Here is a 12,234-nt window from a genome sequence, read left to right as displayed (position 1 = left end):
ATCCCCCGCCCGCCGCCTATCGGCGGCTCCTCCCCTCCGGGGCAGTCAGCTGCGATAGGTGCTCTGGAGGGAGGGCGGTTTTCGTGACGCGAGCGGGAGCGAGTGAACGAGAACCGCCCGGCGGTCGGTGCGCCGCGAGCAGGAGCGAGCAAGCACGGACCGCCGGCGGGGGTGGGCGGCGGGATGGAGCATCACCGGGGGCCGAAAGGTCCCCGGTCATGGTTGGCACAAGCGGCCAAGCATATCCTGCGAAAAATGGAATATGATGAAAAGATCACGATGCCTGGGAGGATAGAACCAGCATTATTAGACAAAAGATTATTAATGCAAAATATAGTATGATGACCCCTCGGTGAAATCTTTCCTTACACGGGTCGGATAAACGTTCTACCAACGAATTATATGAACCCACAAAAATACCTCCCATTGCTCCCGCCAGCAATGCGATAAATATAGACAGGAGTGTTGAATTAACAGTGATAGCCATGTGATTGGCATTATAATTAGTAGATGAAAATAATTGCTTTTTAAACCTCTAACTCCCCGTCCTGAATTTTCTTGATCGTGCTCTCCTTGATGCACCAGGTCCGGCCCACCTTGACCGCCGGGAGTTTTCCGTCGGCGATGAGGCGGCGCAGTTTGCGGGGGTCGCTGCCGAGGTATTCGGATGCGTCGGTGAGGTTATACATCCGCTCGATCTCTGCCATGCAAAGGGTTTGGTCGCTATGGTCCATAAATGTTGCCTACAATATACCATAACATACCATAAGAAACATTTATTATACATAACGACCTATAACGGTATAGGGGGCGGGGGGACCGCCCCCGGAGGTGAGAAACATGGGATTTGAAAAAATCGGCCGGATAGGTCTTTTCGAGGGGCGGATGATCTGCGTCCTCGACGGTATCGGCGGCTTCTTCTTCGACGACCACGCCCTCCGCTCCATGAAGGACGGGCGCAGGGTCGGCAGGGTTGCACGGTCAAAGAGCGGGCGGGCGGTCAACGTGCGCTACGCCGGGCGGATGTTCACGGCGGCGTGGGCCGACCTCCTGCGAGTGGTTCAGAACGGTGGAAAAGCGGCAGTCTTCGAGGTGGCGTGAAATGTTTGGCGACAGAACCACCACCCCGAACGCTCGTGAAGAGCAGGGAGTATCTGACCTTCCCCGCTATCTTTTTTGTGCTCTCGTCCCCTCGCCCTACGAGGGCGGGCCGGCGTATGCACTCCTCCCCCGGAGGGATGCGTAATGCGGAGCGTCGGAACAATCACCAGGGCCGGCGGCGCCCTCAGGATCAACCTGATGGCCTGGGGCGGCGGCGATCTGGTGGTCGGCATGACGGACGCCGCCCTGCTCCTCTCCGAAGGGCGGGGGGTGCCGGTCTATGAGATCCGGCGGGGGGACGACGTGGACGTGATCGACGAGGCGGGAAGCGTCGCACCGACCCGGAGCGGGCGGGGCGTGCAGGTCCTCCTCACCCGTCACCTGGCGCCGATGTATTCCTCTCTGGCGCAGGTCAGGGCCGTGGCCGCCGGGGAACGCCTGTCCGCCCGCCTCGGGGTGCCGGACACGCCGGTCCGGAGCGTCACGCCGGACCGCAGCGACAGCATGGACGAGGGCCTGCAGCGGGGGTTCGGGGATGCCGCCAACCCGCCGCGGCGGGCCGGGGGGTGTCGGTGATGGCCCGGATGAGCGTTGCCGAGATCCGGGAACGGCGGGCGGTCCTCTCCGACCGCTGCCCCCGCTGCGGTGCGGTCGGCGAGTTTTTCACCGTCCGCCGGGGCGTGGTGCGGTGCGGGCGCTGCAGTGTCGAATATGATTTCCGGCGGTGGCCCTGATGGCCTCGGTCTATGAGATGGTGCGGGACCGCATCATCTCCTCTCTTGAGTCGGGGACGGTGCCCTGGCGGCAGACCTGGCAGGGCATGACGCCGTGCAACCTCGCCACCCGCCGACCCTACCGCGGGATCAACCGGGTGCTGCTGGCCGGTCATTCTTGGTGGGGTACCTACCGGCAGATCCAGCGGGCGGGCGGGCATGTGCGGAAGGGCGAGCGGGCCGCCGGTCTGGTGGTGCTCTGGAAGTACGACGAGGAGCGAAAAGTGCGCGACCCGGCGACCGGCGAGGTGCGGCGGGTGGTGGCCCGACGGGAGCGGCCCCTTGTGCGCTACTATAAGGTGTTCCACCTCGGCCAGTGCGACGGCATCGAGCCGGAGGGCCTCGCCGCCCCGGAGCCGGTGGCCTCGTGCGAGGAGGTGATCCGGCGGAATGAGCCGCGGGTGCGGGCGGGCGAACCGGCGTATTATCCGGGGCGGGACGTGATCACCATGCCGGGGCCGGAGCGGTTCGAGAGCGCCGCCGCCTATTATTCGACCTTTTTTCACGAACTGACGCACTGGACCGGGGCGGCCCACCGCCTGGATCGGGAGGGGATCACCAGGGCGGCCCGCTTCGGGAGCGAACGCTATTCCCGCGAGGAACTGACAGCCGAGATGGGGGCGGCGTTTCTGTGTGCGATCTGCGGGATCGATACGCCGCCGGTGGCCGAGAACCAGGCGGCCTATATCGCGGGGTGGCTCCGGCGGATCCGGGAGGGGACGGCGGCCGATGTGGTGCGGGCGGCGAGCGATGCGCAGCGGGCGGCGGACTGGCTGACCGGGGCGCTTCGGCCTCTTCCCTGGGGGGGACGCTCTGCTGCTCGTGCTCACCATGACCGGGGCGCTTCGGCCCCGGTTACGCTCTATCCCGCCGCCCGCCCCCGCCGGCGGTCCGTGCTTGCTCGCCCGGCTCGCGGCGCACCGACCGCCGGGGCCCACCAATATCGTGAATAATTTTATCGAGTCGGTGTTGTGAAGATGTCACATATAAAAAATATTTCCAACAAACATCGAAGATTTATTATGTTTTGTGATTTTAAAACAGTGATTGAGGCAATAAAACATGGTAGAGAGCCAGATCCCGGATTTTGTTGAAAATGGATATTTGCCCCCAGGATATTACCCCGCAACATTAAGGGAATATAAAAATAGATTTGTTACCGAATTCCCAGAATCAGAAACACGAAGCACGATTTTTTCCGATTTTATAGGATATGCTGGATTTTTATCGACTTTTAAAATCACAATTGAAAAATGGATGGGGGGGAGTTTTACATCTGCTAAACTCAATCCAGGAGACATAGATATGGTAGTTCTTTATGATGGTCTAAAATACAATGGGCACCCTGAACAAGACGAATTTGATAGATTCTTTTTAATAAACAATGGATATCAGATTCTTTATCATCATACAATATATATTCCCGTGTATCCAGAAACAGATAGAAGATACAACATTACATTTGCTGAGGTGCAGAGATGGAAAGAATTTTTTTCCACTGATGAGAGTGAGACGATAAAACGAGGTCTGGTAATTCTTGACACCCTATCAGAGGAATACAAAATGACACTACTTGAGGAGGTTTCACAGTAATGTACTCCTCAGACCCTAGATCTATCCAAATAATAAAGGAAGATTTGGCTGTAGTTGATGAAAGTATCAGCCATTATAACCAATATGTCGAGATGTATCCTTCAGATAAGGCCCTTAAATTTAGCCTTCAAAGCGTAGTAAATAGACGCTCAATATTGCTAAATGAATTAAATGAGGCATTTAAATTAAAGCATCGTTCATTATTTGATTTAAAACTCTCAAAAAATGAAAATTTCTCAATAAATTCGTTTTCAAATGAAATACCTGCGGCTGTACTTGGAGGAGTATTAACTACATATCAAGAACTTCTCACGTCGGTAGTACATAGGAGGAATGGTGGGGGAGAATCTTCGAAAGGGAGAATACCGAGGCATATCACTCAATTGTCTACAGTGAACGTGGCTGCAACAAGTTCAGGGTCATTTCGGATTGTATTTAGTGACTCATTGAATATTCTGTCATATTCCAATGAGGCAACTCAAATAGTTGATGCCTTAGAAACAATAAATGATATTTTCGATTGCTCAAATGACTTAGAAAAACTGAAAAGGCTTCGTGAAGATTTGGGTTTTCGGGTGTTTTCCAAATATAAAAAATTCATAGAGCAGATTGCAAAGAATCAGCTTGATATCTCGTTTTATGATGAATTAGGGTGTGAAAAGTTTGAAAAAAAAGTTATAAAGAAAGAATTTTCTTCAAGGACATTTGAAATTCTCACGAATATTGATACATTTCCAATAACTTATGAAAAATTGTCAGGCAAATTAGATACATTAGGGCAAAAGGAGCGCCGATTCAAATTTTATTTGGACAATGGAGCAATAATCTCTGGAAAATTTATTAAGAACCTCGCCTCGCAATTATCCAGATGGGACTTTAATCAGCGTGTTTGTTGCGAATTCAAACATGAAAGATTCTATAATGAAGCACAAGATCTCGAAATAGATAAGTGGACTTTAATGAAAGTGATCAAGAAATTCGATTGACCGTGAGCATATCCTAAAAGTGTCTTGGACATGAATATGCACATAGATCAAAGTATGTCGATTCAGCAATATGCCGGCGGTGAAGAGCAAAGCGACGAAGCCGCGGGCGTCCCCCCGCACCAGGACAGCGTACAGAAGGAGGCCCGCGGTGTGCCGCGAGCAGGGCGAGCAAACACGGCGGGCCGTCAGCGGCCCACACCATCACTTCCCACAAAGAAAGAGAAAAAGAGATCAGAAATCACTTCAGTTCATAAAAATTATTCAGATGCGAGCACAGGGACCGCAGGAACCGCGTCCCTGCCAACATCTCATCTGGTTCAGAATAATTCCTGGCCTTCATCTTCTCCTCCTGGTCCGCCAGCAGATAACACACCTCAGAATAGACCCGCTCCCGCACCAGCCGCAGGCAGGTCTGATGATAGCGTTCAGCATAGGAGGCGTTCTTAAACTCAGGGAAAACATCAAAGTGCGGCTCGTTATTTCTCACGCTCTTCCGGGACTTGTCGCAGTCCTCCAGCAAGAGCATATATCCCAACCAGGGAGATGGTGACGTCTTGAAGGCACCTTCTCGGTAGGCTGTCCAGAGATCATACGCACTCCCCAACACTTCCTCGGTCCGGTTGTTGATGTTGTTCCCGAACGACGGCCCCTTCTGAGACTTCAGTTCAAGAACCGCAACCAGTTCTTTCTCTCCTTCAGGGCGGTGTTTAATGACAATCAGATCCCACTGTTTTTCAGCGCGAAAAAATCCGGGAAGGTCCAGGTTTCTCTTCCGTGTGCAGATATCCTCCGCAGGCACACCAACATCCAGCAACAACGTTTCGATGAGGGAGAAAAACCCGTCCATGTGCTTTCCGCCCGTCGCCTCCGAACGGCTGCCCTGATCTTTCACCCCCCGGTTATTCTGGTCCTCCGCCTGTGACGCCCGTTTATCCCAGAAATACCGCACCGCATCGGAAAAATAGTCATCTCGTGAAATCTCTTGAAGAATCCGTTCGTTCACCATGAACATGCCCCTATCAGAATAATCGAGACTGTTTAAACTGATGAATAAACCGATCAATCTCCATTGAGAAATATTTTTCTTCTATCTCGACGGTGATGCTGTTTCGCCCCCACCGCCCTGCAGCAAGAGCGGTTGTTCCCGTTCCGCCGAAGGGATCGAGCACCGTGTCACCAACAAACGAAAACATCCGCACAAGCCGTTCTGCCAGTTCCTGTGGGTAGGGTGCAGGATGCTCACGGGTCGAGGCCCCCTTGAGGTCCCAGATCTGCCGGAACCACGCCTTATGATTCTCTTCGGAGATGACCGACAACAACCGGGCCGCCTGAGTGGGTTTCCGATAACCCCCTGGTTTTCTCTGGAAGAGGATGTATTCGATATCGTTTTTGACAATCGCGTTCGGTTCATAGGGTTTGCCCAGGAACGAGCCTGGCGATTTTGCCTCGAAACAGGCGTTTGCGATCTTATACCAGATGATCGGCGCCAGGTTGTCAAACCCGATCTTCCGGCAGTGCTCCTGTATGGAGGCATGGAGGGGCATGACCATGTGGCGCCCGACTATCCTGCGGGGGAGGCAGACATCCCCGACGACGATGACCAGCCGACCGCCGGGGACGAGGACCCGATAGATATGTTGCCAGACCCGATCCAGTTCATCCAAAAAATGTTCGTAATCTGCAATCTGGCCGAGTTGTTCATCCTTTTCAGGGTATTTTTTGAGAATCCAGTACGGCGGCGAGGTGACGACGAGGTGAACACTTTCATCGGGAATGCAGTCGAGGTTCCGACTGTCCCTATTGATAAAGCGGTGCTGCGACGGGAGGTTGCTGGAGAGTGCTTCGATCTCTTTTATCAACGCAGGGTTCTTGGCGATCTGGGGGATTGCACGCTGCCCTTCGGCCTCGGCGATTGCAAGAATATCTGCAGGGACATAGGTTTCGAGTGGCTGGTCCAACCCGACCTGATTGATAAAGAATGATTTTTCAGAATGGAGGGGGCTGGATGATCCTGGTTGGACGGCTCGCGAGATCATATCTGAGGATACTATCGACGCTCCTGTTTACATACATTCCCCACTGTGTTTTGCCATCGTCGGTGATGGTGGGGCTCAGAGTGGGGGAGGGTGATCTGTATTGTCTTTCTCACTTTTAAGGGATTGAATTGGTCATCAGAGAGGTTCGAGATGCTTTCAATAAATTTATCCTTGCTATTGTTGTTTGATTCTGTATGCCATACACCTGTGGCGAAAAACCTGGAAAGGGCAGATATGTCTGCCTCCACTGTGGTGAAGATCTCTACCTCGACGACGACACCGACCGCTTGCCCCCCTGTAGCCGGTGTGAACGCTGTGATTTCAGGAAGGCGTACTAGCACCCCACCATTTCACCGAACTTCCCCCTCTTTTTTTGGATCATATAAGCAAACACGGCGGGCCGTCAACACACTCCCCGCACACTTTCACCCCACGCACGGCCCGTCTTTATGGATTCCGCCGCCCGCTCTTTCTTCATGCCATACACATGCGGCGACAGACCCGGAGCCGGGAGATACACCTGCCTCGGGTGCGGGAAGGTTCTCACCCTCGACGACGACACCGACACCCTGCCCCCGTGGAGCGTTTGCAAAGGTAACAAGAACAGGAAAGAGTGAACCTTTACCTCTACCCAAACCTTTCCTATCTCCAGAGAGGAATAGGAACGGAAAGGCAGTTTTCCATCCCACATCAGGACAGCATAAAGAGGGAAATGGAATGCTGCGAGCATTCTGAGATGACATGGGCGGAGTTGAGTATTCTTCATAATTCTGAGAAATTATGGCTCTGTTGAAATGCTTCCCACAACCCCCAGATATTGTCTGATCATCGATGGAGGAAAGTGGCATGAACCCTAAAAGGAGGTTTTCAACAGAGCCGAAATTATCCAAACTTTCTCTTTTAATTCAGGAAGTAATAATTCAAAACGATTATAATTACGAAAGCAGATAAGAATTTACTTATCAGAAATAATCCCCTGGCAGCAATAGTTGAGATGATAAAAGTTCAATTACGGAAGGAAAAATGGATGCCTGTAACATTGATGAAGAAATGAATAATGAAATCGTTGCAAGATTACTCATACTGACTGATAACAATGTGGTGAGAATAAAAAGTGAAATCTGTAAATCATTTTTTTTGGCGGCATTGACAGATTATGATGTTGGCGACATAATCCTGTTGGATGAAATGATAATAAAAATCAAAAATTCGATCAAGTGTAGGATTGAAAAAGAAGATGCCATTGTTGTAATTGAAGAATTAATTGATGACGGGGTACTAAGTCAAGTAAATGGGATGAAATATAGAATGGACAAAAAAATACCAATAAATAATTTTTCAACACAAGTATCTCCAATATGGGATGAATTTAATACCTTTTTGAAAGAACAAATGCCTGACTATGATATTTATCTTGATAGAGATGCTAAACCCATTTTTGAGAACATAATACTTCGACTACTTACTCATGTTGCATCCACATCTGAGAATTTAGAGTTTCAACTGGAGTCTCTTCAGGAAATTGATATACAAAAAATAATTGAGAACAATGTTAGTCAATCTGGCTTATTGCCCGACTCAGCGAAAAAGTTCTCTCAATTAATTATTGAATACTTAAGATCGAATAGTCCACAGTTACAAAAATTGGTATTCAATTCATATTACTCAACAATCTGTATGCACATTATGTTTCAAGCAAAATCTCTTCCATCCATTAATATTGTTGAAAATCTTAGGTATTTAGTATTAGATACCTCATTTTTAGTATCTCTTTTTTGTAAAACGGATCCTCGACACCCATTGACATTAACTATTGTTGAGTATTGTAAGAAGAGGAATATTCCCCTATATTACTTATCAAAGACAAAAGATGAAATGTGGAGATTAATAGAGGGATCGAACCACGAGATGGGTGGTTTATCCTCTTCAAAGGCACGCCCCACAATTATGAATCAATTTGTTGAAGATTTCATAAATCAGAATGAAATAGATGGGATCACAAATTGGGATGATTATTACGAATTTTTAAGGGGTTGGGAATTTTCGTTTAATAAAATGACGGTACAAGAGATTCCAAATACGATCAAATGTGAAATAAATGATGTAACTGAATCCTATATAGTAGATACCATAAATCTCGTTGGAAAAGAAAAAAATCGCTCCAAGCAACAGGTAGCCCATGATGCTCATTGCATTGGTTTTGTAGATTGTGCTAGAGGATCTATATCTGGAGGCAATACTGGAGAAATATTTGGACCCTGGTTCATTACTTTTGATAACTTATTAGCCATAGTAGATGGGCTGTACCAAAGACATAATAATAAACTTGGCCTCGTACTACAGCCACGTTCTTTATTGAATTATTTTATCGCTTATACTGGTGTTGAATTTGACACAGAAGACCAACAAATGGTTAGTGAGGCCATATTAAAATATTCGATGACCACAACTCGAAGTAAACTAACAATAGAAGACTATGCAAAATTAGTAACTTACAAGATCGGACTATCAAAAAACGACATAAACACAGTTAAAAACATTATTCTAAATCATCCCTTAAGAGAGCAAATCCGTAGGGCTTTAGAATCAAATAGAGGGGATTTGGCAGACGCCAGTTTTATAGAGATAATTTCTGATGAGCCTTTTATAGAACATATTTTAGAATATAATGATCAGAAAAACCGGATTAAATATCTTGCAAAGGCCAACGCCGAAGCAGAGGCAAAACTTCGTGAGATGTCAATAAAATATGAAACATTGCATGAACTATTGTCTCTCTTTGATTCAAATACGCAACAAAAACTCGATGCAATTATGTCAGTGTTGGAAAGTGAAAGTGTGTTTGAAAAAGGGATCATGCCAATGCCTCCACAGGAGCCAACTCTGGAAAAGGTAAAAGCATGGTTAAGGGGGATTAAAGAAACCATTGACACAACACAAACATTATCTGAAGGGGTCAAAGCGGCATTACCACTCATACAACTCCTATTGAAATCCTTAAACTAGTCTATTTTTCACCTCATGCAAGGATAGTCAGGTTCGAGAAAACCCCAGAGGGGGGAGGGCCGCCCCCTCAGCGGCCCGGTGGTGACAAAGAGGGACGGAACAAAACCGGAGGAAGGGGGGTGGCCCTCAGTTGAGAGCCGTCACACCGTCCGCCCAGGTCTCGATGGTCGTGAGGATGGAGTCGTCCTCATAGGACGTGACCCGCACCGACTTGCGGGTGAACGAGACATAATACAGCTCGCCGTTGGCGGCGTGGCACTTCAGCCGGCAGTTGAAGGTGTCGGCGTCCGGGTTGCGCACGACGTCCCCGCCCACGGCGGTCTCGAGGGCCTCGTTCCCCTGGAGTTCGGTGGCGGCGGCGTTGAAGCCCGAGAGCGAGGGACAATCCACGGCGGCGTCGCCGATCACGGCGCCCTCCTCGTCCTCATAGTTCACCTTCACGGTGTAGGACTCGCTCGCCTTCTCCACGGCGGCGTGCTCCACCCCGCCCGAGGTATAGGGGGTGCAGCCCCAGGGGTTGTTTGCAATGATGTCGGCGATGATGCCAGCGAAGGTGGCGGCGTCGGCAATCGGGGCGGGAAGTTCCCGCACGGCGGTCTTGGTTACAGAGGTCTGCGTGAAATCGGCCATAGTACTTCACCTCATGCACATATTACTGGTGATAATATATTAATATATCTCAATTACCGATAGTAATTTTATGCCTGACGACACCACCGTCCGGGACATGCTCTTCGAGGTGGCCTGCGACGTGAAATGGATACGGGAGTCCCTCGACGAGATCAAGGAGACACACGACGAACTCGAAGAGCGGGTGCGGGAACTGGAAGGCTGGCGACGGGAGCACGCCGGTACCGAGCACCGCCCCCGCCTGAACATCGGCGCCCTCCTCCTCCGCCTCTTCGGACTGTGAGGTTCAGCCCTCCCACTTCGCCACCAATTTCTTCCCGAGCCGCGTCCCGGTCCGGCTGAACCTGATATCGAGCCGCCGGTCATACTCGAGTATCCCCCGCTCCCGGAGGGCGTCGCAGGCCGCCCGCACCGCCGCCAGGTCGGGCGGCGGGTCCTCGTCCCGGAGGTAGCGCAGCAGGTCCTCGTAATACACCGGGGCCCGGAACCGCCGGGCCGACCAGCACCCGAAGGCTGCGAGAAAACAGAGCGCCGCCAACCGTTCGAGGCGGAGGTGACGGCAGAGCGAGCCCACCACCCTCTCGATCTCCCACCCCTCGAGGGCCGCCACCTCGTCGAAGAGGGCGGCGAGGGCGGACCCCCCCGACGGCTCGGCGCTCTCCGGCGTGGCGGCGATGACAGGGCGGGGGTTCTCCCGCAGGTCCGCCGCAATCCGGGCGGCGAGATCGTTGGTGTCGATCAGCACCGGGCGGGTGTCCGGCCCCCACCAGCGGGTGAGCCAGTCGGCGAAGAGGCCGGGGCGGTCCCGCAGGTCCGCAAGTACCGTGAGCACCTCCTGCCGGACGGCGAGGGCGGTGTTCGCCTGATACTGGTTGCGGGCGTCGGTCTCGATCCGCATCGTCCCCTCCCGCTCGTAGATCTTCAGCCCCGGCGTGGCGGCGTTCGGGGCGGGCCGCCGGTAGGTGCCGTCCCCGGCGAACTGACCTTTGAGCACCGCCCGGACCGCCGCCTTCGTCTCCTCGTCGGTGACGATCACGGTGAGTTCGTCGCGGGTGAGCTGCGCCGGGCGGCGGACCGCTGCGGCCAGGACGGAGGCCTCCGGGTGGAGGTCGCCGAAGTGCTCGACGAGCCAGCCGGGGATGTCGGCCCCGTCCGGGTCGGCGGAGTAGAAGGTGACGGCGTCGCCGACCTCGCCCACCTGGAGGGTGAGGGCGGGGCCGGGGGTGATCCAGGCGGTCCCCCGCACCTCCCGCACCGACCACGAACGGGCGGCGGCGGTCCGCAGCACCAGGTCGTGGAAGAGGCGGTCCACCAGCACGAACTGCACCTGGTCGTGCTCCACGTCGCCCAGGGCGAGCGGGCAGCCGGTGCAGACGGCGGACCCCTCCGGCGGAGCACGACCCGACCGGGGATCGGGCGACGACGACGCACACGCTCCCGCGGCAGGGGGTTCACCATACCCTCCGCCCCTCCGATCCACGGACGGCGGCGGGAGAGGGCCGCGAGGGGGAGCGGGACCGGTCCGATGTCCGCTATGTCCGCCCTTCGGTCCGGGGTCATGTCCGCTATTCTTCGCCTGGAACACCCGCCAGATCCGGCCGGTCCCCCGATCCGCCGGCGGCACGGCCCGCTCGTGCAGGGCCGAGAGGGTAGTAGTATATCTCACCGCCCGCCCGTGCCGGACCGGGGAGATGTCCGGCATGTCCGCTATCACCCGGCGGACGTGCCGGTCGGTGCACCCGAGGGCGGCGGCGAGGTCCGCCGAACTCAGGGGCCCGTTCTCGCCGATGAGGTGCCGGATGCTGTCGGCGGTGGACATCGGAGGACACTCCGCTGTCTGCGCTCAGCCGCCGCCCACCCCCGCCCCCGCCGGGAAGCGGATCATGGCGTGGCGTTCCCGCTCCCCCTCCATCCACCAGACCAGGAGCGCCGAGCCGGTGCGGGCGATCATCGTGAGATCCCGCTTCGAGACGGCGAGCAGATTGATGACGAGTTCCTCCGCCCAGGTGGAGGAGAGGGTGCTGACGGAGTGCGAACGCATCCGTCGTTGTTCTTCTTTGAGAAAGGAGACGTTCCACCAGGGTTTCTGGTCGGGCCAGACCGCCGCCC

18 protein-coding genes are annotated in these 12,234 nt (G+C 53.3%); 11 read left to right on the top strand and 7 right to left on the bottom strand.

The features are described 5' to 3' along the window. Positions 1-45: 45 nt before the first annotated feature. Both CUJ86_RS11875 and CUJ86_RS09835 read right to left on the bottom strand, forming a co-directional pair. Positions 46-192 carry a hypothetical protein gene (locus CUJ86_RS11875; RefSeq protein ID WP_165394867.1) on the bottom strand — a complete coding sequence of 49 codons (147 nt, stop codon included), beginning with the start codon at positions 190-192 and terminating at the stop codon, positions 46-48. A gap of 335 nt (positions 193-527) precedes the next feature. Further along, positions 528-707, bottom strand: a complete 180-nt coding sequence (locus tag CUJ86_RS09835; protein WP_165394866.1) for a helix-turn-helix domain-containing protein — start codon at positions 705-707, stop codon at positions 528-530. Positions 708-840: 133 nt separating this feature from the next. Here CUJ86_RS09835 and CUJ86_RS09830 point away from each other — a divergent pair, with 133 nt between their 5' ends. The 7 genes from CUJ86_RS09830 to CUJ86_RS09810 all read left to right on the top strand — a co-directional run bounded on the left by CUJ86_RS09830 (position 841) and on the right by CUJ86_RS09810 (position 4,453). Continuing rightward, positions 841-1,101 (top strand): hypothetical protein, encoded by a 261-nt coding sequence (locus CUJ86_RS09830; protein ID WP_130647415.1) that lies wholly within the window; start codon positions 841-843, stop codon positions 1,099-1,101. 1 nt (position 1,102) lies between these two features. Further along, on the top strand, positions 1,103-1,246 hold the full coding sequence (locus tag CUJ86_RS11870) for a hypothetical protein (RefSeq protein WP_165394865.1): 144 nt from the start codon (positions 1,103-1,105) through the stop codon (positions 1,244-1,246). Further along, complete coding sequence (locus CUJ86_RS09825; RefSeq protein ID WP_130647414.1) at positions 1,246-1,677, top strand: hypothetical protein; 432 nt, start codon at positions 1,246-1,248, stop codon at positions 1,675-1,677. The genes CUJ86_RS11870 and CUJ86_RS09825 overlap by 1 nt, the downstream gene beginning before the upstream one ends. Before the next feature lie 8 nt (positions 1,678-1,685). Then, positions 1,686-1,835, top strand: a complete 150-nt coding sequence (locus tag CUJ86_RS11865) for a hypothetical protein (RefSeq protein WP_165394864.1) — start codon at positions 1,686-1,688, stop codon at positions 1,833-1,835. Beyond that, entirely contained in the window at positions 1,835-2,827 is a 993-nt protein-coding gene (locus CUJ86_RS09820; protein ID WP_130647413.1) for an ArdC family protein, read from the top strand. The genes CUJ86_RS11865 and CUJ86_RS09820 overlap by 1 nt, the downstream gene beginning before the upstream one ends. A gap of 109 nt (positions 2,828-2,936) precedes the next feature. Continuing rightward, positions 2,937-3,467: a DUF6932 family protein gene (locus CUJ86_RS09815; protein WP_130647412.1), complete on the top strand. Its 531-nt coding sequence runs from the start codon at positions 2,937-2,939 to the stop codon at positions 3,465-3,467. Beyond that, positions 3,467-4,453, top strand: a complete 987-nt coding sequence (locus CUJ86_RS09810) for a hypothetical protein (RefSeq protein WP_130647411.1) — start codon at positions 3,467-3,469, stop codon at positions 4,451-4,453. The genes CUJ86_RS09815 and CUJ86_RS09810 overlap by 1 nt, the downstream gene beginning before the upstream one ends. A gap of 238 nt (positions 4,454-4,691) precedes the next feature. Here the strand turns inward: CUJ86_RS09810 and CUJ86_RS09805 are convergent, their stop codons facing one another. After that, positions 4,692-5,459 (bottom strand): PaeR7I family type II restriction endonuclease, encoded by a 768-nt coding sequence (locus tag CUJ86_RS09805; RefSeq protein WP_130647492.1) that lies wholly within the window; start codon positions 5,457-5,459, stop codon positions 4,692-4,694. A gap of 13 nt (positions 5,460-5,472) precedes the next feature. Continuing rightward, positions 5,473-6,411, bottom strand: coding sequence for a DNA-methyltransferase (locus tag CUJ86_RS09800; RefSeq protein ID WP_235855642.1), 939 nt, complete (start codon positions 6,409-6,411; stop codon positions 5,473-5,475). A 272-nt stretch (positions 6,412-6,683) separates the two neighbouring features. Between CUJ86_RS09800 and CUJ86_RS09795 the strand changes: the two genes are divergently transcribed. From CUJ86_RS09795 to CUJ86_RS09790, 3 genes are all read left to right on the top strand, one after another. After that, positions 6,684-6,827, top strand: coding sequence for a zinc ribbon-containing protein (locus tag CUJ86_RS09795; RefSeq protein ID WP_130647409.1), 144 nt, complete (start codon positions 6,684-6,686; stop codon positions 6,825-6,827). A 138-nt stretch (positions 6,828-6,965) separates the two neighbouring features. After that, positions 6,966-7,106, top strand: coding sequence for a hypothetical protein (locus CUJ86_RS11860; RefSeq protein ID WP_165394863.1), 141 nt, complete (start codon positions 6,966-6,968; stop codon positions 7,104-7,106). Between the two features lie 406 nt (positions 7,107-7,512). Next, positions 7,513-9,495, top strand: a complete 1,983-nt coding sequence (locus CUJ86_RS09790) for a hypothetical protein (protein WP_130647408.1) — start codon at positions 7,513-7,515, stop codon at positions 9,493-9,495. Between the two features lie 126 nt (positions 9,496-9,621). On the opposite strand, the gene CUJ86_RS09785 is transcribed toward CUJ86_RS09790, so the two are convergent. Next, positions 9,622-10,125 carry a hypothetical protein gene (locus tag CUJ86_RS09785; RefSeq protein WP_130647407.1) on the bottom strand — a complete coding sequence of 168 codons (504 nt, stop codon included), beginning with the start codon at positions 10,123-10,125 and terminating at the stop codon, positions 9,622-9,624. A 70-nt stretch (positions 10,126-10,195) separates the two neighbouring features. Here CUJ86_RS09785 and CUJ86_RS09780 point away from each other — a divergent pair, with 70 nt between their 5' ends. Further along, positions 10,196-10,408, top strand: coding sequence for a hypothetical protein (locus CUJ86_RS09780; RefSeq protein ID WP_130647406.1), 213 nt, complete (start codon positions 10,196-10,198; stop codon positions 10,406-10,408). 3 nt (positions 10,409-10,411) lie between these two features. On the opposite strand, the gene CUJ86_RS09775 is transcribed toward CUJ86_RS09780, so the two are convergent. Both CUJ86_RS09775 and CUJ86_RS09770 read right to left on the bottom strand, forming a co-directional pair. After that, positions 10,412-11,944 (bottom strand): hypothetical protein, encoded by a 1,533-nt coding sequence (locus CUJ86_RS09775; RefSeq protein WP_130647405.1) that lies wholly within the window; start codon positions 11,942-11,944, stop codon positions 10,412-10,414. A gap of 24 nt (positions 11,945-11,968) precedes the next feature. Then, the gene (locus CUJ86_RS09770) at positions 11,969-12,166 is read right to left on the bottom strand and encodes a hypothetical protein (protein ID WP_130647404.1); all 198 of its coding nucleotides are present in this window, start codon (positions 12,164-12,166) and stop codon (positions 11,969-11,971) included. Positions 12,167-12,234: the final 68 nt, after the last annotated feature.

It is taken from the genome of Methanofollis fontis, from assembly GCF_004297185.1.
GTDB lineage: Archaea > Halobacteriota > Methanomicrobia > Methanomicrobiales > Methanofollaceae > Methanofollis > Methanofollis fontis.
Note: the sequence above shows the minus strand (reverse complement) of the source record. Positions and strands in the feature narration are given on the sequence as shown.